At 69.9% G+C, this 20,963-nt stretch carries 20 protein-coding genes, 1 tRNA gene and 2 pseudogenes; 11 read left to right on the top strand and 12 right to left on the bottom strand.

Translation table 11 applies throughout. The features are described from left to right. Window positions 1–66 precede the first annotated feature (66 nt). The 3 genes from tolA to tolQ are packed head-to-tail and all read right to left on the bottom strand — an operon-like array spanning window position 67 to window position 2,653. On the bottom strand, window positions 67–1,458 hold the full coding sequence (tolA, locus tag AAHG09_RS04875; RefSeq protein WP_342106206.1) for a cell envelope integrity protein TolA: 1,392 nt from the start codon (window positions 1,456–1,458) through the stop codon (window positions 67–69). Between the two features lie 10 nt (window positions 1,459–1,468). Continuing rightward, window positions 1,469–1,912, bottom strand: a complete 444-nt coding sequence (locus AAHG09_RS04870; protein WP_342105750.1) for an ExbD/TolR family protein — start codon at window positions 1,910–1,912, stop codon at window positions 1,469–1,471. 24 nt (window positions 1,913–1,936) lie between these two features. After that, complete coding sequence (gene tolQ / locus AAHG09_RS04865) at window positions 1,937–2,653, bottom strand: protein TolQ (protein WP_091713126.1); 717 nt, start codon at window positions 2,651–2,653, stop codon at window positions 1,937–1,939. A 309-nt stretch (window positions 2,654–2,962) separates the two neighbouring features. Here tolQ and AAHG09_RS04860 point away from each other — a divergent pair, with 309 nt between their 5' ends. Then, complete coding sequence (locus AAHG09_RS04860) at window positions 2,963–3,751, top strand: HpcH/HpaI aldolase family protein (RefSeq protein WP_342105748.1); 789 nt, start codon at window positions 2,963–2,965, stop codon at window positions 3,749–3,751. Between the two features lie 3 nt (window positions 3,752–3,754). On the opposite strand, the gene ybgC is transcribed toward AAHG09_RS04860, so the two are convergent. The 3 genes from ybgC to ruvB form a co-directional block, all read right to left on the bottom strand. Further along, complete coding sequence (gene ybgC, locus AAHG09_RS04855; protein ID WP_342105747.1) at window positions 3,755–4,198, bottom strand: tol-pal system-associated acyl-CoA thioesterase; 444 nt, start codon at window positions 4,196–4,198, stop codon at window positions 3,755–3,757. Between the two features lie 95 nt (window positions 4,199–4,293). After that, a complete protein-coding gene (locus tag AAHG09_RS04850; protein WP_342105746.1) occupies window positions 4,294–5,022 on the bottom strand; it encodes a DUF4142 domain-containing protein in 729 nt (242 codons plus the stop codon). Window positions 5,023–5,390: 368 nt separating this feature from the next. After that, window positions 5,391–6,446 carry a Holliday junction branch migration DNA helicase RuvB gene (gene ruvB, locus AAHG09_RS04845; protein WP_342105745.1) on the bottom strand — a complete coding sequence of 352 codons (1,056 nt, stop codon included), beginning with the start codon at window positions 6,444–6,446 and terminating at the stop codon, window positions 5,391–5,393. A gap of 239 nt (window positions 6,447–6,685) precedes the next feature. Here ruvB and AAHG09_RS04840 point away from each other — a divergent pair, with 239 nt between their 5' ends. Then, the gene (locus AAHG09_RS04840) at window positions 6,686–6,919 is read left to right on the top strand and encodes a hypothetical protein (RefSeq protein ID WP_342105744.1); all 234 of its coding nucleotides are present in this window, start codon (window positions 6,686–6,688) and stop codon (window positions 6,917–6,919) included. Between the two features lie 131 nt (window positions 6,920–7,050). Further along, complete coding sequence (locus AAHG09_RS04835) at window positions 7,051–7,452, top strand: hypothetical protein (protein WP_342105741.1); 402 nt, start codon at window positions 7,051–7,053, stop codon at window positions 7,450–7,452. Here the strand turns inward: AAHG09_RS04835 and AAHG09_RS04830 are convergent. Continuing rightward, complete coding sequence (locus AAHG09_RS04830) at window positions 7,424–7,780, bottom strand: hypothetical protein (RefSeq protein WP_342105740.1); 357 nt, start codon at window positions 7,778–7,780, stop codon at window positions 7,424–7,426. The two genes, AAHG09_RS04835 and AAHG09_RS04830, sit on opposite strands and share 29 nt — an antisense overlap. 73 nt (window positions 7,781–7,853) lie before the next feature. On the opposite strand from AAHG09_RS04830, the gene AAHG09_RS04825 reads away from it, so the two are divergent. After that, window positions 7,854–8,747 (top strand): GGDEF domain-containing protein, encoded by an 894-nt coding sequence (locus tag AAHG09_RS04825; protein ID WP_342105738.1) that lies wholly within the window; start codon window positions 7,854–7,856, stop codon window positions 8,745–8,747. 215 nt (window positions 8,748–8,962) lie between these two features. Beyond that, entirely contained in the window at window positions 8,963–9,649 is a 687-nt protein-coding gene (locus AAHG09_RS04820) for a response regulator transcription factor (RefSeq protein WP_342105737.1), read from the top strand. A 36-nt stretch (window positions 9,650–9,685) separates the two neighbouring features. On the opposite strand, the gene AAHG09_RS04815 is transcribed toward AAHG09_RS04820, so the two are convergent. Further along, window positions 9,686–10,915, bottom strand: coding sequence for a DNA topoisomerase IB (locus AAHG09_RS04815; RefSeq protein WP_342105736.1), 1,230 nt, complete (start codon window positions 10,913–10,915; stop codon window positions 9,686–9,688). 171 nt (window positions 10,916–11,086) lie between these two features. Here AAHG09_RS04815 and AAHG09_RS04810 point away from each other — a divergent pair, with 171 nt between their 5' ends. The 4 genes and pseudogenes from AAHG09_RS04810 to AAHG09_RS04795 all read left to right on the top strand — a co-directional run bounded on the left by AAHG09_RS04810 (window position 11,087) and on the right by AAHG09_RS04795 (window position 14,415). Continuing rightward, complete coding sequence (locus AAHG09_RS04810) at window positions 11,087–12,211, top strand: glycosyltransferase family 4 protein (protein ID WP_342105735.1); 1,125 nt, start codon at window positions 11,087–11,089, stop codon at window positions 12,209–12,211. A 2-nt stretch (window positions 12,212–12,213) separates the two neighbouring features. Further along, window positions 12,214–12,874, top strand: a pseudogene (locus AAHG09_RS04805) (class I SAM-dependent methyltransferase). 196 nt (window positions 12,875–13,070) lie between these two features. After that, a pseudogene (locus AAHG09_RS04800) lies at window positions 13,071–13,565 on the top strand (NAD(P)H-dependent oxidoreductase); the annotation flags it as partial. A 232-nt stretch (window positions 13,566–13,797) separates the two neighbouring features. Then, the gene (locus AAHG09_RS04795; protein ID WP_342105732.1) at window positions 13,798–14,415 is read left to right on the top strand and encodes a cytochrome b; all 618 of its coding nucleotides are present in this window, start codon (window positions 13,798–13,800) and stop codon (window positions 14,413–14,415) included. Here AAHG09_RS04795 and AAHG09_RS04790 read toward each other — a convergent pair whose 3' ends face one another. Both AAHG09_RS04790 and AAHG09_RS04785 read right to left on the bottom strand, forming a co-directional pair. After that, on the bottom strand, window positions 14,416–15,315 hold the full coding sequence (locus AAHG09_RS04790; RefSeq protein ID WP_342105731.1) for an AprI/Inh family metalloprotease inhibitor: 900 nt from the start codon (window positions 15,313–15,315) through the stop codon (window positions 14,416–14,418). Next, window positions 15,312–16,277, bottom strand: a complete 966-nt coding sequence (locus AAHG09_RS04785; RefSeq protein WP_342105728.1) for a 2-hydroxyacid dehydrogenase — start codon at window positions 16,275–16,277, stop codon at window positions 15,312–15,314. The genes AAHG09_RS04790 and AAHG09_RS04785 overlap by 4 nt, the downstream gene beginning before the upstream one ends. Before the next feature lie 239 nt (window positions 16,278–16,516). On the opposite strand from AAHG09_RS04785, the gene leuC reads away from it, so the two are divergent. Together leuC and AAHG09_RS04775 are read left to right on the top strand one after the other, a co-directional pair. Next, a complete protein-coding gene (gene leuC / locus AAHG09_RS04780) occupies window positions 16,517–17,929 on the top strand; it encodes a 3-isopropylmalate dehydratase large subunit (protein ID WP_342105727.1) in 1,413 nt (470 codons plus the stop codon). A 67-nt stretch (window positions 17,930–17,996) separates the two neighbouring features. Then, window positions 17,997–18,081: transfer RNA gene (locus AAHG09_RS04775), tRNA-Leu, on the top strand. Between the two features lie 126 nt (window positions 18,082–18,207). Here the strand turns inward: AAHG09_RS04775 and AAHG09_RS04770 are convergent. After that, on the bottom strand, window positions 18,208–18,330 hold the full coding sequence (locus AAHG09_RS04770; RefSeq protein WP_342105726.1) for a hypothetical protein: 123 nt from the start codon (window positions 18,328–18,330) through the stop codon (window positions 18,208–18,210). 84 nt (window positions 18,331–18,414) lie between these two features. After that, complete coding sequence (locus AAHG09_RS04765; RefSeq protein WP_342105725.1) at window positions 18,415–20,724, bottom strand: carbohydrate-binding domain-containing protein; 2,310 nt, start codon at window positions 20,722–20,724, stop codon at window positions 18,415–18,417. Between the last annotated feature and the right edge of the window lie 239 nt (window positions 20,725–20,963).

The following is a 20,963-nucleotide window of genomic DNA, read 5'->3' as shown; positions in this document are numbered from 1 at the left end:
TGGGTCGGATCCGAATGACGATCTGACGAGGCGGCCGGATCAGGGCGGAAGAAGGGCTGGAGGGCGTCAAGTCGCCGTGAACTCGAACTCCGCGTTGATGGCCTTCCAGTCGTTGTAGTACGGCGCGTAGGTGGCCGGAATGTTATACGGCGCACAGCGGCGGACCGCCCGGAGCGCGGCCTGGGCGATCGACTGGTCGACCGCGCTGGCGCCGCCGCGCATGATCCGCGGCTCGGTGCTGAGCGAACCGTTCGGGTTCAGGCGGATGTCGAGCACCGGCAGGACCACCCCCTGCGCCGCACCGGGTGGCGCCGAGTAGCAGCGCTCGATCTGCTGCTGGAGCAGGCCGACGAGCGCATCCCGCAGCGACGGCGACAGGCGCTGGGCGTTGCCGGTCGCGGCACCGAGCGCCGCCACCTTCTGCACGGTGTGGCCGGTGGCGCCGGTCGATTGCGACGGCGCCTTCGAGGCCAGCATCGAACGAATATCGCCCGCGTTGAACTTGTTGGCGAGTTCGGCCTGCTTGCGCGCCTTGGCCTCCCCGTCGGCCTTGGCCTTCGCATCCGCCATCGCCTTGGCCTTCGCCTTGGCGGCGGCGTCCGCCTTCGCAGCCGCTTCGGCCTTCGCGGCCTCCGCCTTGGCCTTCGCGGCGGCGTCAGCCTTCTCGCGCTCGGCCTCGGCCTTCGCCTCGGCGATCTCCTTCTGGCGCTCGGCTTCCGCCTCGGCCTTGGCCTTGGCGTCCGCCGCCTTTTTGGCCGCTTCCTTGGCCGCCTCGGCCTTGGCGGCGGCCTCGGCCTTCGCCTTCGCGGCCGCAGCCTTCTGGGCGGCCAGTTCGGCCTCGGCCTCCTGCTTCTCGATCAGCTTCTCCAGCTGCTCGCGCTTCTCGGCCTCGGCCTTCGCGACAGCCTCGGCCTTCGCCTTCGCCTCTGCCTTGGCCTCCGCCTTGGCGGCCGCCGCCTTCTCGGCAGCCGCAGCCTTGTCGGCGGCGGCCTTCTCGGCTGCGGCCTTGGCGGCTTTCTCGGCCGCCTTTTCCGCGGCCTTCTCGGCCGCTTTCTCGGCGTCGCGCTTCTCCTGCGCCGCCTTGGCGGCCTGCGCCACCTCCTGCGGATCCGGCTCGGAGCGCAGCGGCATCTCCTCCGCGTTGGCGAGCTTCATCTCGGCCGTGCGGGTGGGCGCGGTGGGCGCGTCGGTCTTCGAATTCTCGGGCTCGCGATCCTCGAATTTCTCCGCCTTGCGGTCGGCCCGCGAGGTCGCGTTCGGCATCGGCTTGTCGGCCTGCCGCTCCCCCTTGGTGATCTCGGAGAACTGGTTCTCGGTGATCACCTCGACGGGCACGCCCTCCTGGGCCTCCGGCAGGGCCGGGGCCGCGACGCTGAACAGCGCCAGCGCGAGCAGCGCCACGTGGGTGCCGGCGGAGATCCAGACACCCGGTTCCTTGCGGTCGAAGCGGAACTCCACGGCCAACGCCCTACTGATGCTCAGGCTCGGTCACGAGGGCGACCTTCTTGAAGCCGCCGCCGGTCACGATCGCCATCACCTGCGCCACCCGGCCGTAATCGACCCGCTTGTCGCCGCGCACGAAGACGCGCTCCTCGGTGCCGGTCTTGGCGGTCTCCATCAGCTTCGGCACGATCGTGTCATCGGTGAGCTCGTCCTCGCCGAGGAAGATCTGGCCGGTCTGGCGGATCGACAGGGTGATCGGCTTCACGTCGGAGTTGAGCGGCGAGGCCTTCGACTGCGGCAGGTCCAGCGGCACGCCGACCGTCATCATCGGCGCCGCCACCATGAAGATGATCAGGAGCACCAGCACGACGTCGATGAACGGCGTCATGTTGATCTCGTTGATCGGACCGCCGCGCCGGCCCCGGCGGCGGCGCTTGCCGCCCTGCGATGCACCCGCTGCCATGCCCATGGTGGTGTCTCCTCCGGATCGGCCTCAGGCGGCGAGCGGCAGACGCTCGTCGATCTGGCGGGACAGGATGGCGGAGAACTCGTCGGCGAAGCCCTCCAGCCGCGACTGCAGCTTGGCGACCTCGGCCTGGAGCTTGTTGTAGGCGAGCACCGCCGGGATCGCGGCGAACAGGCCGATGGCGGTGGCGAACAGCGCCTCGGCGATGCCGGGGGCGACGACCGCGAGCGACGTGTTCTTGGAGGCCGCGATCGAGGTGAACGCGGTCATGATGCCCCAGACGGTGCCGAACAGGCCGATATACGGGCCGGCCGAGCCGATCGAGGCGAGGAACAGGAGGCGGGATTCGAGCCGCTCGACCTCCCGGTGGATGGTCACGTCGAGCTGCTTCTCGATCCGCTGCGACAGCGACTGGATCTGCCGGCCCGACCCTTCGAACGAGCGCTTCCATTCCCGCATGGCGGCGACGAACACCGCTGCGAGGCCCGTGGCCGGGCGGTCGTTGAACGAGCGGAACAGCTCCTCCAGGGAGCGGCCGGACCAGAACGCGTCCTCGAACGCGTCCATCTCGGCCCGGGTGCGGCGGAACAGCAGCGTCTTGTCGACGATGATCGACCAGCACCAGATCGAGGCCGAGAGCAGCCCGATCATCACGATCTTCACGACGAAGTGGGCCTGCAGGAACAGACCGAGCAGCGTCATATCGGCGACAGGCGCGGCCTGCATCGCGTCGGCTGGGTTCATCCGTCGAGGTCTCCTGCTCCGGACCGCGCTGCGCCGGGCGAGGCCCGCGTCCGCCGGATCCGTGAGCGATATCAAGGCTGTCGCCCGCGAATCTGTCGAAAGTAAGGGCCGTCGGCGGCCCCCGCGCCCCGCCGTAGCAGCGGGTCTGTTAAGGGCGCGGCAGGGTTAAGGATCGGTTTCGATCCCGGCGATCCTGAGGCGTCCGGCTGTTCGAACGGGGGCGGGGTGGACCTGCCGGAACCGGCTCCCTTATGGTCGCAGGCACCCGCGCCGAGTCGCGCGTCACTTCGAGACCAGCACAGGAAGCGCATGACACTTCCCGTTCCCAGTCTTCAGGAACTCCTGCCCACGGGCCACGCCCGGTTCCTCGGATGGTCCTGCATCGCCGATCCCGCCCTCGCGGGCGCCCTGGCACGGGCGGGCTTCGACGCCGTCCTGCTGGATCAGCAGCACGGGGCCTACGATTACCGATCGAGCTGCGCGGCGATCACCGAGGTGGCGCTCGCCGGCAAGCCCGCCCTGGTGCGGGTGCCGGTGGGTGAGTTCGCCATGGTGTCACGGATGCTGGATGCGGGCGCGGCGGGCATCGTCGCCCCGATGATCAACACGGCGGCGCAGGCCGAGGCCGTTGCCGCCGCCGCCAAATATCCGCCGGTGGGCGAGCGCAGCTGGGGGCCGGACCGGGCGATCGTGCTGTCCGGGCTTCGGGACAGCGCGGAGTATCTCGCGGTCGGCAACGCCCGCGCCCTCACCATCGCCATGTGCGAGACCGCGGAGTCGATCGCCGCGCTGGAGTCGATCCTGGCGGTGCCGGGCATCGACGGAATCCTGGTCGGGCCGGCCGACCTCTCGATCGCCCTGTCGAAGGGCGCAGCCATCGATCCGTCGGGCTCGGCCGTCACGGCGGCCCTGGGGGAGATCGTCCGCAAGACCCTGGCGGCCGGCAAGCTGCCCTGCGCCTTCGCGCCCTCGGCGGCCCGGGCGCGCGAGATGGTGGCGATGGGCTTCCAGCTCGTGTCGATCGAGTACGACGCCATGACCATCGCGGCGGCGTTCGCGCAGCTCCTGCGTCAGGCCGACCCGTCCCGGGCGGGCTGAGGCCTATGCGGACGGGGCGAGGCTGCGCCGCAGAGACTCCGGAAGGCGGACGGCACAGCCGTCGCGGACGCAGGCGACCGTGACCTCGGCGGCGACCAGCAGCGTGTCGCCCCGGCGCACCTCCTGGGCGAGGAGCATCGAGGCGCCGCGCAGAACCTTCGTGTGGGTCAGGATCGTCAGGAGATCGTCCATCCGGGCCGGGCTCACGAAGTCGAGGCTCATCCGGCGGACGACGAAGACGAGGCCCTTCGCCTCGCGGTGCAGCTCGGACTGGTCGCCCGCGAGGCCGCGGAGCAGTTCCGTGCGGCCGCGCTCCAGGAAGCGCAGATAGTTCGCGTGATAGACGAAGCCCGAGAAGTCGGTGTCCTCGTAGTAGACGCGGACGCTCAGGTGATGCGGCGTGGATTCGGCCGTCGGGCTGCCGCTTGCGGGCTCGGTTGCGCTCATGCCGGTCCTTTAGCGGCCGGCAGCCGGAGCGCGCAACGCGACGAAGGCCGCCCCGTGGGACGGCCTTCGCGGAGGCTTGCTTCTAGAGGTTACGATCAGCCGCCGATGCGGTTGGCAAGGCTCGCCGAGTGCGCGTGCTCGTCGGCGATGTAGGGCAGCGCCTCGGTGGCGAACTTGCGGCCCTGGGCATTGTCGCCCGACTTCGCGTAGGCATCGTAGAGCGCCAGGGTCTGGGCGTCGGAGCGGGCCTGCTGATCGATGTAGGTCCGATCGAAGGCGCGGCCGTTCGGGGCCGACTGCAGCTGCGCGAGGCGCGCCTGGCCACGCTCGCCGAGCGCCACACGGCGGCCCGGCTCGGCGGGGCTGTTGTCGACGATGCCGACCGCGCCCAGCGCGCCGCCCACGATGCTCGTGCCGAGGTTCGCCGCGATGGTCACCGGCGCGAGCACCAGGCCGACCGGGTTGCTCAGGTCGGTCCGGATGCCCTGGTTGTCGGAGACGACCGAGCCGTTGCGCGACAGGGAGGTGTTCGGCGGCAGCAGGGCGTCGGTGGTCGCCTTGCGCTCGACCAGAACGCGGTTGGCGTAGTTGCGGACCCGCGGGTTGCGCGACCGCTCCAGGGCGATCCGGCTCGCCTCGATGCTGGCGGCATCCGAACGCAGCGCCTCGGCGCGGAAGGCCGGGGTCTCGGTGGCGGCAGCGCCGACGCCGGCATTGGCCTGATTGGCGAAGGGCAGGATGCGGATCGGCAGCGCGTCCTGCGCGAAGGCCGGCGCGGTGAAGGCGGCGGAGAGGCCGAGGACGGCGAGCGTCATCTTCTTCATGGCGGAAGTCTATCCTGCTGGTGTTCTTGATGGCTCCAAGATCTGTCGCGCCCCGTCGGGCAAGGCCCTGGATGCGACAGCCTGGCCGGCGCCAAATCACGTTGGCGCGGTCGCCTCCACAACAGGCACCTCTCAGCCCTGTTCCATGAGAACGCGAAATTTCTGCGCCGTCATCTGCTTACGTACCTGTCAACAAGCTTGGCTTGACGGACGAAGACTGCCCGAGAAAAAACCGAACACCGAGAGCATGTTATCGTGGTTGCACTGCAGCATGACGCGCAACGCCCGCGAACCGATCGGGCCAGAGGCGCATGAACCAACTGAATTGCTGACGTGAGCGAAGCGCATGGATCCACACGTCGGCGTGATCAGTCGCTGTCCTCATCGAGGAAGTTGGGCTGTTCTCTGGTATCCCGGCGGGGCTCGGGGAGACCCAAGTGTTTGTAGGCGTGGCGGGTGAGCACCCGCCCGCGCGGGGTGCGCTGCACGAAGCCGCGCTGGATCAGGTACGGCTCGATGATGTCCTCGATCGCGTCCCGCGGCTCCGACAGGGCCGCCCCGATCGTCTCGATCCCCACGGGACCGCCCCCGAACGAGCGTACGATCAGGCTCAGGTACTTGCGGTCCATCACGTCGAGGCCCGCCTCGTCCACGTCCAGCAGCTTCAGCGCCCGGTCGGCGATCGCCCGCGTCACCGTCTCGGCCTCGGCCACAATCGCGAAGTCCCGCACCCGCCGCAGCAGCCGCCCCGCGATCCGCGGCGTGCCCCGCGCCCGCCGCGCGATCTCGTTCGCGCCCTCGGCCGACATGCCGAGGCCCAGCACCCGCGCGCCGCGGGCCACGATCTGCTCCAGCTCGTCGATCTCGTAGAATTCCAGCCGGATCGGGATGCCGAACCGGTCGCGCAACGGCGTCGTCAGCAGGCCGGCCCGCGTGGTGGCGCCGACGAGCGTGAACTTGGGCAGATCGATCTTGACCGAGCGCGCGGCAGGGCCCTCGCCGATGATCAGGTCGAGCTGATAATCCTCCATAGCCGGATAGAGGATCTCCTCGACCGCCGGGTTGAGGCGGTGGATCTCGTCGATGAACAGGACGTCGCGCTCGTCGAGGTTGGTGAGCTGGGCGGCGAGATCGCCGGCCTTGGCGATGACCGGGCCGGATGTGGAGCGGAAGTTGACGCCGAGTTCGCGAGCGACGATCTGGGCGAGGGTCGTCTTGCCCAGCCCGGGGGGGCCGACGAATAGGACGTGATCGAGCGCCTGACCGGTCTTGCGCGCCGCCTCGATGAAGATCTGCATGTTGGCCCGGGCCGCCCGCTGGCCGATGAACTCGGACAGGCTCAGCGGGCGGATGGTCTGATCGGCGTCGTCGGCCCGCTTCTCCGGCGTCAGAAGCGCGTTGGTCGGCGGTTTCGGCTTGTTCATCAACCTGGCTTCTGGACGCGTGCTGCGTGGACTGGACCGGGGCGTCCACGGAGCCCCGGCAGCCCTCCGCGTGCGGGCCGGCTCTCCTTACCGGCGATTGCCGGGAAATCTAAGCGCCGCCCTCCGATGCGCGGCGCCGCACATCATTCACCATTCGCCGCCCGCGGTGAAACCGAAGCGGCGCCCCGCGCATTGCTTCACCAACACCCCAAGCACGGCCGCAGGGCGCTCTCCGCATCATGACAGTTCGAACCACCGTCCTCGGCGCCGCCGGCGCTGTGCTTCTTTTCGCGACCACGGCGGCCCAGGCTGCCGCAGACCCGACCGAGACCAAGGTCGCCGACGCCGGCCAGCAGGTGCACACCACCGCCGGCGCCGACCGGGAAGACGAGGCCAGCTGCAGCCGCGCCCGCCGCCGCCTCTGGATCGAGGGCGAGGGCTGGGTCGTCCGCCGCATCACCACCTGCCGCTGACGCGGATCGGGCACCCCCATACGCCCACGGCGTTACGCAGTCTTCGCCACTGGAGCCGCGGAACGGCGTGGGGTCGGGTCGGTTTCCCAGCATCCCGCGCGACTCGCGCGCCGTACGGAGTGGAGCGCCCCATGGCGATCCGGACGATCCTACCGCTCGCCGCCCTGATCCTGGCTGCACCCGCCTCGGCTCAGCCCCTCGCAGCACCCCATCCCTATGCGCCTGCCTACGCCTCGCGTTACACCCCGGCCTACGCAGACGGGTACGGCTTCGCAGGGGAATTCGTGCGCGGCGATTATATCGGGGCGCCCCTGACTCAGGTGCCGAGCCCCAACCGGATCGTCCCGGCCCCCTGGAGCTACGGCACCTATGGAGTTCCCACGGTCAGCGGCATCGCCCCGTCCCCGACCGCCCAGCCGACGCTGACGGTCATCCAGGGCGCCGGCCCGAAGAATCGCCAGCGGCTCGGGGCCGTGGCCGAGGGACAGACGGCCGGCGCGCAGATCATCGCGGTTCGGGTTCCCCGTCGTTGAGCGCGGCGTACCACGCCGCATAGGGCGTGGTGCGGACCAAGTGCCGGTTGAGATCCGGCGCCCCATCGCGCCACCAGACCGGTCCGCGCTCGCCCAGCCCGACTTTGGCGGCATCGACCGCCGTGCGGGCCGCCGCCAGGGCGCCGGCTGCGGCGGCATCGCCCGCGCGCTCGGCCTTCTTGGCCGCCTTCACCGCCCGGCGCGCCGCCATCAGATCGGCCACCAGACTGGACCGACGCTCCGGCGAGAGATCGGGATCCGCGCAGCGCCAAAGTCGTCCACGGACAATGATATAGCGACGATCTGGGGTTGTTATTGCTACGCTCATATTACCATTCGGCGCGTTTGGGGTAGGTTAAGTCTTTTGGATTAGACTTCGGACATCGTGTCCAGGTCAGACCATGCAGATCGTCATCGTCGATTCGAGCCGCGTCGTTCTCCAGATCATCGCGTCGCTGATCGAGCCCCGGGGCCACGCCGTGCATGCCTTCACGGATTCGGTGGAGGCGCTCGCGTTCCTCAAGGCGACGCCGTCCGTCCGCGTCCTCATCACCAGCCTTGAGGTCCGGCCGCTCTGCGGGCTCGAACTGTGCTGGTCGGCCCGTCTGCTCGCGGAGGAGCGCGGGCCGCTCCACGTCATCACGATGTCGTCGGCCCGCAACGTCCGGAGCCTGGCCGAGGCCCTCGACAGCGGCGCCGACGACTTCATCGAGAAGCCGCCGAGCGCCGAGGAGTTGAACGCGCGGCTGCGCGCGGCCGAACGCCTGACCACCATGCAGGAGGAACTGATCCGCCTCGCCGAGACGGATCCGCTGACCGGCGCCCTGAACCGGCGTGCCTTCTTCAACCGGGCCCGGATCGCCGCGGGTCAGAATTGTCGTCCGGGCGGGGTCTCGGCGATCCTGGCCGATATCGATCACTTCAAGCGCATCAACGATCAGTACGGACACGATGTCGGCGACCGCGCGATCACGGCGGTGGCCGACCTGATCGCCCGGGACGGTATCGGCGGCCGGCTCGGCGGCGAGGAGTTCGCCCTTATCCTGCCGGAATGTAACCTGTTGGGGGCGGCCGCCCGGGCCGAGCGCCTGCGGGCGGATGTGCAGGACCTTCGGATCCGCGCGGGCGCCGCCACCGTCACGCTGAGCTGCAGCTTCGGCGTCAGCAGCTGGACCGACGGCGACAGCGTCGAAGCCCTGATCAAGCGCGCGGACGTCGCCCTCTACGCAGCCAAGAGCGGCGGGCGGAACCGCGTCGTGTCGTCTTCGCGGGACGCGATGCCAATCGTCGCGTAATGAACCGGCCGCGCTGCCCCATATCGAGACGGGGATCTCAAGCAGACCAGGCCCAAGTCCCGGATCGGGACGCGGGTCGACAGAAATCCCATGAATTGGCGGCATATATGCCGATATAAAGCTTAATATTTCTGAATTCGCGATGGAACAGTTCTTGGAACTCAGTCTCCGATCCCGGTCCCTTGTATCGAGCCGGGAGAGCGGAGTGCGAGGCAATGAGTACCGCCGTTGGCGTCCTGATCCTGGATGAGCCGCAGGACCTGAGCGCAACCGTTCGCGCCACCCTGGAACACATGCCGGAGTTCCACACGATCGGCGAGGCCGATCTGGGCGTGGCCGATACCGACCACGCGGTCGCCCTGGTCTTCCTCGACGAGATCCGGCTGGCGGACGGGATTGCGCGCATCGTCGATCTCAAGGAGCGGCAACCGCACCTGCGCACCCTGGTGGTGTTCGGCGCGCTGACGGCCGACGATCTCCGCGCCCTGCTGGCCGCGGGTGCCGACGCCTTCGTGGCACGCTCGAAGGCCCCGCGGGAGCTCGCGGCGGCGCTCCTCGCCCTGGCGGAGGGCTCCGATTGCCTCGTGCCGCCGGAGCAGCCCCTGTCGCTGGCGAGCGAGCCGGCCGATAGCCTCGGGCTGACGCCGCGCGAGGCCGAGGTGCTGCGCTTCCTCAGCTCGGGCTTCAGCAACAAGGAGGTCGCCCGGCGGCTCGCGCTCAGCGTCCGCACGGTGGAAACGCACCGGCTCAACCTGCGGCGCAAGACCCAGACCGGCCGGCTGAAGGACCTCGTATCCCTGGCCCGCCAGCTCGGGCTGGCCCCGGTCGTGGACACCGCCGACCAGGTCCGGCGCAACCCCGACCGGCGACCGGCGAGCACCGACAGCCAGTCCCGGCACTGAGGGAATCCGATGGGACCGCGCGTGGGTGGCCGCCCCTCAGGCGGCCACGATTCGCGCTTCGGCTCCGGGGCGCGGCGGGCGCTTCGTCTTCGCCGCCGATACCGTCCCTTGATCCTTCCGTCCGTCCTTCGACCGTTGCGGGCTCCGCTTGGCGGCCGGTTTGACCCGCTTGCCGTCCCGCGCCGCGTCCTGGCTGGCGGCGAGCCGCGCCTGGAGCAGCGCCAGCACGGCGGCCTCCTCGGAGCGGAGGCTGGAGAGGTCCTCGCTCAGCTCGGACTCGACCACGTCCTTCACGTGCAGGAGCAGGCTCCCCTCCATGTAGCAGTCGAGGATCTGCGGATGGATGTAGCACTTGCGGCAGATAGTCGGCGTGTTGCCCAGCCGCACCGCCACGCTCTCGATCGCCGACCGGACGTTGCGCTTGGCGGCCGCGTCGCTGTCGAAACTCTCGAATTCGCGCAGGGCCAGCGCGGCCAGCACCGTGCCGGCCCAGGTCCGGAAATCCTTGGCGGTGAAGTCCTCGCCCGTGATCTCGCGCAGGTAGGCGTTCACGTCCGAAGAGGTGACGTCGCGCTGCGTACCGTCCGCGTCGAGATACTGGAACAGCTCCTGCCCGGGCAGGTCCTGGCACGCCTTCACGATCCGGGCGACGCGGCGGTCCTTCAGGGCGACATCCCAGGTCTTGCCGCTCTTGCCCTTGAAGCGGAACGACAGGGCCGAGCCCGCGATCCGGACATGCGGGTCGCGCAGGGTGGTGAGCCCGTAGCTCTTGTTGGTCCGCGCATAATCGTCGTTGCCGACGCGGATCAGGGTCGTCTCCAGCAGGTGGACGACGGTGGCCAGCACCTTGTCGCGGGGGAGGCCCGGCCGCTTCATGTCGGCATCGACCCGCTGGCGGATACGCGGCAGGGCGTCCGCGAAGGCCATGATCCGCGAGAACTTGTTGGCCTCGCGGGCCTGCCGGAAATCCGGATGGTAGCGGTACTGCTTGCGCCCCTTGGCGTCCCGGCCAGTCGCCTGGATGTGGCCGTTGCGGCGGGGACAGATCCACACATCCGTGTAGGCCGGGGGGATGGCGAGCGATTTGATCCGGGCCAGCGCCGCCTTGTCGCGGAGCGGCGCCCCCTTCGCGTCGAGGTAGCGGAAGCCGGTGCCGCTGCGCTTGCGGGTCAGGCCTGGCCGGCTGTCATCGACGTAAGCAAGCCCGGCCTCCTCCGCGGCTTCGCGCAGGGTGCCGCCGCCCGCGTCCGTCTCGCCAGCCGCCATCGTGTGGTCCCCCCGCATACGCTGCCGGCTGCCCGGCCGGCGAGAAGGCTCCCATCAACCGGCCGCGGTCGAGGGCTGTTCCGTGTCTGCGCATCCGCCGCAGGCCGACCGGCCGCGCCGTGCTAGAGGGCTGCGATGACGCGCGCCGCCCCTCACCCTCCGTCCGCCCCGATGCGCAGCCTCGTCTTCGTGGTGACCGAAGACTGGTTCTTCGCCTCGCACTTCCTGCCGATGGCGCGGGCCGCGATCGCCATGGGCCTGTCGGTGACCGTCGTCACGCGGGTCCGGGCGCACCGCGCCGCCATCGAGGCGACCGGTGCCCGGGTCGTCCCCTTGGAGGCGGAGCGGTCGAGCCTGAACCCGATGGCGGCGGGCTATGCGGCCGGGCAGCTCGCCGGAATCCTCAAGGCGCTCCGGGCCGACATCGTGCATTGCATCGCGCTGCGCGGGATCCTGGTCGGCGGCACCGCCGCCGCGATGGCAGGCATCCCGGCGCGGGTCTACGCCCTGACCGGCCTCGGCCTCATGGGGGCCCGCAGCGACCGGCTCGGATACGCGGCGCGGCTCGCCCTCCGGGGTCTGGTCTGCGGCCCGCTCGCCTCGTCGCGCACCCGCTTCCTGTTCGAGAACCCGGATGACGCCCGGGCGCTGGGCCTCGATCCCCTGGACCAGGCAGTCACGGTGATCGGGGGCGCCGGGGTGGACCCGGCCGCATACCGGCCGCAGCCCCTGCCGCCGATGCCGCCCCTGCGGATCGCCCTGGTCGCCCGCATGCTGTGGTCGAAGGGGATCGACGTCGCCGTGGAGGCCGTCCGCCTCGCCCGCACGCAGAGGGCACCGGTCGAGCTCGATCTCTACGGCGCGCCGGACCCGTCGAACCGGCGCGCGATCGCCGAGGCGACCCTGCGGGACTGGAGCCGCGACGGCGTCGCGTGGCACGGGCCCACCACCGATGTGGCCGCCGTCTGGGCCTCCCATCACGTCGCGTGCCTGCCGTCCCGGGGCGGGGAGGGGCTGCCGCGCACCCTGCTGGAGGCCGCGGCCTGCGGCCGGGCGCTGGTCGCCTCGGATGTCCCCGGCTGCCGCAGCCTCGTGCGCGACGGCGTCGAGGGCCTCCTCGTCCCGGCCGACGACGCGCCGGCCCTGGCACAGGCCTTGGTTCGGTTGAGCCGCGACCCCGCCCTCGTGGCCGGCCTCGGCACGGCGGCGCGGGCGCGGATCGAGGCGGGGGGCTTCACCGAGGCTGCCGTCACCGAGGCCGTCTGCGCCCTCTGGCGCGACCTGCTGGAAGGTTGAGGATGCGCCCGCCCGACGATCCCGAAGGCTTCATCCGCGCCAACACTCGCCTGCTGCCGGTCCCCCACGCCCCCGAGATCCGGCTCCATGTGGCCGACGAGGCGACCGCCCTGTGGGAGAAGACCGAGGAGGAGCTGCAGGCGATCGGCCTGCCGCCGCCGTTCTGGGCCTTCGCCTGGGCGGGCGGTCAGGCGCTCGCCCGCTACCTCCTCGACAACCCGGCGCTTGCGGCCGGTGCCCGGGCCATCGACTTCGCGTCGGGCTCCGGCCTCGTGGCGATCGCCGCGGCGCGGGCCGGCGCCCGGCACGTCACCGCCAGCGACCTCGACCCCTTCGCCATGGCGGCGATCCGCCTGAACGCCGTCGCCAACGGCGTTGCGGACGTGATCGAGCCGGTCTCCGACAACCTCCTCGGGACAACACCCGCGGTCGATCTCGTCCTGGCGGCCGACGTGTTCTACGAGCGCGACCTCGCCGAGGCGGTGACGGCGTGGCTCGTCGAATTGCAGGCGCGCGGCACCCAGGTCCTGATCGGCGATCCCGGCCGCACCTAACCTGCCGCGCGACCGCCTCGACTGCCTCGCGACCTACGCAGTTCCGGTCTCGCGCGCGCTGGAAGATGCCGAGATCAAGCGCAGCCACGTCTGGCGGTTGCGGCCATGAGCGTCGGCATGATCATCCGTCCCGAACGATTCACCCAAGTGCGACCCGCCAGCGCGCCGAGGGTTCTTCCGGGACCGAAATGCGCTACCCTCGCCTTGGCCTACGCGGCGTGTCGGGCAGGCGCCAGATCGTTCGACGTTCCGATCCCGGGCGTCCCGCCGCGGAAGGGTATCCGATGAATAAGCCGTTGAGCGCCATGCCGCATCCCGCCCGCGTCGTCGCCTTCTCGGGAAGCGCCAAGCGCCCGTCCCGGACCCGCATCCTGGTCGAGGCGCTCGGGGCCGAACTCGGTCGCCTGCGCCGGATCGACCTGACGGTCTACGACCTGATCGATGCCGGCCCGGGTCTCGGCGCGACACAGCGCGACGACCTGTCGGCGTCGGCCGCGCAGCTCATCGAGGCGATCGAGGGGGCGGATGCCCTGATCGTCGGAACGCCCGTGTATCAAGGGGGTTACGCCGGGCTGTTCAAGCACGTGTTCGACTTCGTGGATCCGGCCCGGATGGCCGGGATGCCGGTGGCGATCACCGCCACGGGGGGCGGGTTGCGCCACGCCCTGGTGGTCGAGCACAGCCTGCGGCCCCTGTTTGGCTTCTTCGCCGCGCATGTGGCGCCGACCTCGGTCTATGCCGGCTCCGACGACATGGCCGATGGCCGGATCCTGGACCGGACAGTGGCGGCCCGCCGCGCCGACGATGTCCACGGAGGCCCCTCTCCCCGCCCGCGGGGAGAGGGGGGCGTCGGGCTCTTGAGACCCGTTGGCGCTTCACAATGCGCGCGCAGGGATCGCACCAGACATCTGATTCGCGCCGCGTCGCGTTCGGGGACTCCGAACCGTCCTTCAGAGCGATGCGGTAGCGCACTCCCCGGCGTCGCAGCCGGCCCTAAGTGCTGAAACGGATCACGCTCACGCGCGAGGGATCATGTCAGGTTCTCCGATCACGGTCGGCAAGGCCGCGCCGACGCCGCTGCCCGCCACCTACGTCACGGCCTCCGGGCTCCCGCGCTACAACCCCGTCGCGCAGGCCCTGCACTGGCTGACGGCCGCCCTCGTCTTCGCCGTTCTGCCGCTCGCCTGGGTGGCGATCAGCCTGCCGCCCGCGCCCGCCAAAAGCAACATGTTCGTCCTGCACAAGTCGGTGGGCCTGACGATCCTGGCGATCGTGGTCCTGCGGATCGTCTGGCGCATGGTCCGCCCGGCGCCGCCGGATCCCCAGGCGCCGCGGCTCCTGACGCTGATCGGTCGCGTCAACCACGTCCTGCTCTACGCGATCTTCCTGATCATGCCGATCAGCGGCTACCTGCTGAGCGCCTTCTCGGGCCGCGACACGCCGTATTTCTGGCTGTTCACGATTCCCGGCCTGACCAAGGACGAGGGTCCGCAGAGAATCGCCGAATCGATCCACGTCGTCGGGCAATGGTTCGTCTACGCCCTGGTGCTCCTGCACATCGCCGGCACCGCGTGGCACCTGATCATCCGCCGCGACGGCCTGCTGGAACGGATGCTGCCGGTCCAGGATGGCCGGAACGGGATCCGGTAGCTACTCCACGCGGCGCAGCATGAAGGTCGTGCCGACCTCCGGGTCGCGCCGCCAGCGCCCGTCGCCACTCGGTACGAGGTCGATGCTGTGGCCGCGCTTGGCCGTGAGGGTCATCCGGCCGTTCGCGTAGCGCCAGCGGACCGGATCGAACACCTCCAGGCCGCCATCGTGGCAGCCGGGGACGATGTGGACAGCGCCGCCGGCCCTGTCCAGCGTCAGCCGGCAGGTGTCGCGCTCCTGGAACCGGTCGAGGGCGTAGATCCCCGGCGCGGGGCCCGGCGCCGCGTTCGTGGCGGGGGCCACGGTCGCCGCGGGCTGCATCTCGGCCGGAACGGCGGGCGCCGTCTCAAGTGCGGGAGGGGCGGGTGCCGTCGCACCGGCGGGCGCCACCTCGGTGCCGGCCGCACTCTCCGGACGCATGCCCGCCGTATCGAGCGGGACGAGGCTGTAGTGCTCGCCGGACTCGAGCTTGGCGACGAGGCTGCGCTGGTCGGGGCGCCGGGCAAAGTCGAGGATCGGACGGACGTTCTTGTCGACCAAGCGCACACCGCCGTCGACGAACAGCCATCCGGCGATCCCGTTCATGATCGGCAGGGCGCGCCGGCAGCCCGCGGGGAAGCGCAGGCGCCGCCCGGCCTCGCCGCTGTCGAGGGCGAGCGTCATGACGCACCGCCGGTTGGTCCCGTCCCGCGACAGGTCCCAGGTGCCCGGAACCTGACCGAATTTTTCGGGCAGGCTCGGCAGGGTCAGGGGCAGGGCAGGAGACCGGGCCGGGGAGGCGGCCGGCGTCTCTGAAACCGCGGGCGCCGGCTCGGACGGCGCCTCCAGGGTTTCTTGAGCCACGGCCGGCCACACAGGAAGGGCGAGGAGCACGAGCAGGGCGGCCGAGACCGGCTTCACGATTTCGGGCTCCAGGGCGTCTCGGCGACGGGCGTCAGCGGACCCCGTCCCTCGAACCAGGACACGACGTTGTCGACGACGAGCTGCGCCATCGCGGCGCGGGTGTGCTCCGAGGCCGAGCCGACATGCGGCAGCAGCACCGTGTTGTCGAGGGCAGCGAGGTCTTCGGGCACGTGCGGCTCGTTCTCGAATACGTCGAGGCCCGCCCCCAGGATCGTGCCGGCCTTCAGCGCCGCGGTGAGCGCCGCCTCGTCGACGAGGGTGCCCCGCGCCACATTGATCAGGATGCCCTCCGGCCCCAGCGCCTCCAGCACGGCGGCGTCGATCAGCCCGCGGGTCTCGGGGCCGCCGGGGGCGACCACGATCAGGATGTGGACCGCCTTGGCCATCCCGATCAGGCTGTCGTGATAGGTGTAGGGCACATCCGCCTGCCGGTGGCGGCCGTGATAGTCGATCGCGACCCCGAAGCTCTCGAGCCGCCGGGCGATCGCCCGCCCGATCCGGCCGAGCCCGAGGATGCCGACGCGCCGCCCGCGCAGGGAGGCGGTGAGCGGGAAGGGGGCCTTCGGCCAGTGGCCGGCGCGCAGGTAGCGGTCGGCCTGCGGGAGCCGCCGCAGGGTGGCGAGGGTGAGGCCGATCGCGAGGTCGGCGACCTCGTCGGTCAGCACGTCCGGCGTGTTGGTGACGACGATGCCACGCGCCCGCGCCGCGCCGGCGTCGACCGCGTCGTAGCCGACCCCGAAATTGGCGATGAGTTCGAGCTTCGGCAGCCGGTCCATCAGGGCCGCGTCGACCCCGCCGCCGACCACCAGACCCCGGATCCGCGGACCGACCTCGGCGAGCAGCGCGTCGGGATCCGCGGCCTCCGCGAGCCTGTGGACGACGTGCCGCCCCTCGAAGGCTGCCTCAACCAGCGGATGCATCTTCTTCAGGAACAGGATCTCGGCCGGCGCATCAGGCATCGTTCACTCCCACCTTCGGCCGTACAGCGTGCGGCCGGCTCCCCCGTCCGGCATAGGGCCTCAGCGGGGTGCAACGCCAGCGGGATAGGGCCTCCGCCGTGACATCCATCCCCCGGCGCCGGGCGGCGATTTGACCGGGGCGAGGCCCGCCCCTTTCGCAAATCGTGCGCGATGCCTACTAAGGACACCGCACCATCGCGAGAGTTCTGCACCGCTCCATCTTTCGAAGACGAAGACCGATGACCAGCCCGCGCACCCTCTACGACAAGATTTGGGACGACCACGTCGTCGATGTCCAGCCGGACGGCTCCAGCCTCCTCTACATCGACCGGCACCTCGTACACGAGGTGACGAGCCCGCAGGCGTTCGAGGGCCTTCGCGTGGCCGGCCGCAAGGTGCGCCACCCGGAGAAGACGCTGGCGGTGGTCGACCACAACGTCCAGACCTCCGACCGCAGCCAGGGCATCGACGACCCCGAGAGCCGGACCCAGCTCGAGGCGCTGGCTGAGAACGTGCGCGACTTCGGCATCGAATTCTACGATGCCCTCGACCGGCGCCAGGGCATCGTCCACATCATCGGGCCGGAGCAGGGCTTCACGCTGCCGGGCCAGACCATCGTGTGCGGCGATTCCCACACCTCGACCCACGGCGCCTTCGGGGCGCTGGCGCACGGGATCGGCACCTCGGAGGTCGAGCACGTGCTCGCCACCCAGACGCTGGTGCAGCGCAAGGCGAAGAACATGCGCGTGACCGTCGACAACACCCTGCCGCCGGGCGTGACCGCCAAGGACATCATCCTGGCGATCATCGGCGAGATCGGCACGGCGGGCGGCACCGGCCACGTGATCGAGTATGCCGGCGAGGCGATCCGCGCCCTCTCGATGGAGGGCCGGATGACGATCTGCAACATGTCGATCGAGGGCGGCGCCCGGGCCGGCATGGTCGCCCCCGACGCCACGACCTTCGCGTATGTCCAGGGCCGGCCGAAGGCCCCGAAGGGCGCGGCCTTCGAGTCGGCACAGCGCTACTGGGAGAGCCTCGTCACGGACGAGGGCGCCTTCTTCGACCGCGAGGTGCGCCTCGACGCCGCCAACCTGCCGCCGATCGTCAGCTGGGGCACCAGCCCCGAGGACGTGATCTCCGTCCAGGGCCGCATCCCGGACCCGTCCGAGATCGCCGACGAGAACAAGCGGCAGTCCAAGGAGAAGGCGCTCGCCTATATGGGCCTGACGCCGGGTACCCGGATCACCGACATCACCCTCGACCGGATCTTCATCGGCTCCTGCACCAACGGGCGCATCGAGGATCTGCGCGAGGTCGCGCGGGTGGTGGGCGACCGCAAGGTACACGCGGGCGTCTCGGCGATGATCGTACCGGGCTCTGGGCTGGTGAAGGCGCAGGCCGAGGCCGAGGGCCTCGATAAGATCCTGAAGGCGGCGGGCTTCGACTGGCGGGAGCCGGGCTGCTCCATGTGCCTGGGCATGAACCCGGACAAGCTGCGGCCGGGCGAGCGCTGCGCCTCGACCTCGAACCGCAATTTCGAGGGCCGCCAGGGTCCGCGCGGGCGCACGCATCTGGTCTCGCCCGCGATGGCGGCGGCTGCGGCCGTGGCCGGACGGTTCGTCGACATCCGGGAATGGCCGCGAGGCTGAAATCGTGATTGACGGCGGCGGCCCGGTTGCCTAAACGGAGCCGTCGCCGGCCAATAGCCGACGACATGCCCAGGTGGCGGAATTGGTAGACGCGCTGGTTTCAGGTACCAGTCTCGCGAGAGGTGAAGGTTCGAGTCCTTTCCTGGGCACCATCCGCAAGTTTTAAGCCCGCCAAGATGTTGGCGGGCTTTATCTTTTCTAAGCTTCCGAATTCCCTTTGCGACCGATGCGAAATTTCTCCGCGCCGCGCGGGCCATCCGGGCCCTAATCGCAGCCCGCTATGGTGGAAGGTCCGGCCCGATCGGGCCCTGGGTCACCAGTTCGAAGCAAGCCGCCGCGATGATCCGGTCGACCTTCGCATCGCTGCGGGTGGTCTCGGGATCGGAGAGTTCGCGCGTCATGCCGGGTGGGGCGCCCCGGATCTCATCCTCCGCCGCCGCCGATCCGCCCCCGGAGGCGAGTCCGGGAGCGCCCCACACCGCGCCTCACGTCAAGTGAAATCCATTGTTGTCGTGATGCGCCTGGAGGGAGAAGACCAGGCTCGCATCGGCCGACGTGTGACCGGCCGCATCGGTCTCGTAAACGGTGACCGTGTGCGAACCGTCGGCCGTGCCGTTGGTGGCCAAGACAGGAGCCGTCGTGGTGAAGGCGCCGTTGTCGAGCTTGTAGTGCAGCGTGTCGCCGCTCGCGGACGGCGCATAGGTGATCTGACCGTCGGTGGAGACGTGGGTCCCGCCCGCCCCGGTGTCGTGCGTCAGCGCGACGGTCGGGGCCGCCGGCACGGCAGCCGCCGTGGTGGCGACCGTGGCGGCTCCGGACACATCCGAGCCCGTGCCGGTTCCCGGGATGGTGAAATGCAGCGATCCGGTGTTGGGAAGGGTCAGGCTGCTGTTGGCGACGGTCTTGCCGTCGTAGCTGGCGCCGTCGACGTACAGGTTGCGATCGGCGCTCGCTGAACCCCCGTAGAAATCGTTGAGGAAAGTGACGTTGACCGTGTGATCGCCCGGACCAAAGTCACCCTTCACCGTCAACGTGTCGGACTGCCCCGCGGCGTGTGAGGCATGCGCTGTCTGGACGCCGCCGACTTGGTTGCCGTCCACCGAGACCATGTACTGCGCGTCACCGAGATAGGCGTCCTGGCTGATCTTCAGCAGCAGCTGGTGCGCCCCCGAGCCGACCGTCGTGGTGCTCGACGGATCGGCAGCCGGTGCCGTGCCGCCCGCTCCAGCCGAAGGGCTCGCGTCGCCGGTGCCGGTGGTGTCCGACGGCGCGGTGGTGGCGATGGTGACGCCGCCGTTCTGCAGGAGGACGGCCGGATTGGCCTCCGAGGCCCCGAAGCTGTGCCCATCCAGGCTGACGGAGCCGACGTAAAGGTTGCGGTCGTGGCCCTCGGTGAACTGCCCGCTGCCGTCATACGCATCGTTGACGAAGCGCACCTCGACCGCATGCGGGCTGCTCGGGCTGAAGTCGCCCTTCAGCGTGACGTCCTGCCACTGATTTTGGCCGTGCACGGCCGAGACGGTCTGCGTGCCGCCCACCTGCTTGCCGTCCACATAGACCTGGAATTGCGGATCGCCCTGGTAATGGTCGCCCGAGACATGAACCACCAGGGTGTTGCTGCCCGAGCCCGTGTCAGCACTTGGCGTGCCCCCGGCGGCGGGTGCGGTGCTCGACGGATCGGCAGCCGGTGCCGTGCCGCCCGCTCCAGCCGAAGGGCTCGCGTCGCCGGTGCCGGTGGTGTCCGACGGAGCGGTGGTGGCGATGGTGACGCCGCCGTTCTGCAGGAGGACGGCCGGGTTGGCTTCCGAGGCCCCGAAGCTGTGCCCATCCAGGCTGACGGAGCCGACGTAAAGGTTGCGGTCGTGGCCCTCGGTGAACTGCCCGCTGCCGTCATACGCATCGTTGACGAAGCGCACCTCGACCGCATGCGGGCTGCTCGGGCTGAAGTCGCCCTTCAGCGTGACGTCCTGCCACTGATTTTGGCCGTGCACGGCCGAGACGGTCTGCGTGCCGCCCACCTGCTTGCCGTCCACATAGACCTGGAATTGCGGATCGCCCTGGTAATGGTCGCCCGAGACATGAACCACCAGGGTGTTGCTGCCCGAGCCCGTGTCAGCACCGGGGGCGTCCCCTGCGGCGGGCGTGGTCTCGGGGGGCGTCGTGATGACGGGTGCGGGCGTGGGGTCTGGCTGAGCGATCGGAGCCGGCGCGGCGCTGGACGAGAACACAGCGGCATAGATCGGCTCAAGATAGGTCTGGACCGCCGACGCTGTCGGGTGCAGCCCGTCCAGGTAAAGAGCCGCGTTGGAGGGCGCAGCAGCGTTGCCCATGATCGGACTCGCCGCGAGGTCGGCGATCGCGTCGGCGCCGGCGGCGTTGGCTCTCACGGTGTCATTGTACGCAAGGCGCGCGCTCTCGTCGGCGCTCGACCAAGCAAACACCGCGTCGCTCCGCGGCAGAATGGTGGCGACGACAACCTTGAAGCCCTGCGCGTGTCCGTCCTGAACCAGTTTCTCGACCCCGGTGTACAATACAGAAGCCGTTGCGCCCTGCGCCAGATCGTTGGTTCCGGCCTGAACGACGAGCCAATTGGTGCCGGAATTGGGATCGAAGCTCTGTAAGATGGCGCCCTCGTTCAGCCCGGCCTGCTGGCCAATATAGGCTCCGGCGAACGAATGATTCTGGACGGTGTACGACCCGCCGAGATCGAGGTTCTTCCATGGGTCAGCGCCGCTGATGCTGCCGGCGCCGATGCTGTCACCGGCTATAACGAGATTCACGTTACTGCCAGACATGCCCATTCCTTCTGTCAATACGTTTCAGCCTATAGATCATCGGAACCAGGCAATTATACGACCAATAATTTTTGCGCCGGCCAGAATTCATCACGCAAAAAACAGGCCCCCGTCAATCGGTGCCCCGGCTTCAGCCTTCCGGCCTCGATCGGCTTGGCCACCGACCCGGGCGCGTCGGCGGCTTGGAGCCAGTCGCACCCGGGGACGAGCCCGAAATCTCCGAACTCCAGTCCATCCCG

The sequence above is a fragment of the Methylobacterium guangdongense genome, from assembly GCF_038442355.1.
GTDB lineage: Bacteria > Pseudomonadota > Alphaproteobacteria > Rhizobiales > Beijerinckiaceae > Methylobacterium > Methylobacterium guangdongense.
The sequence above is the reverse complement of the archived record's forward strand: the minus strand, read 5'-3'. Positions and strand labels throughout refer to the sequence as shown.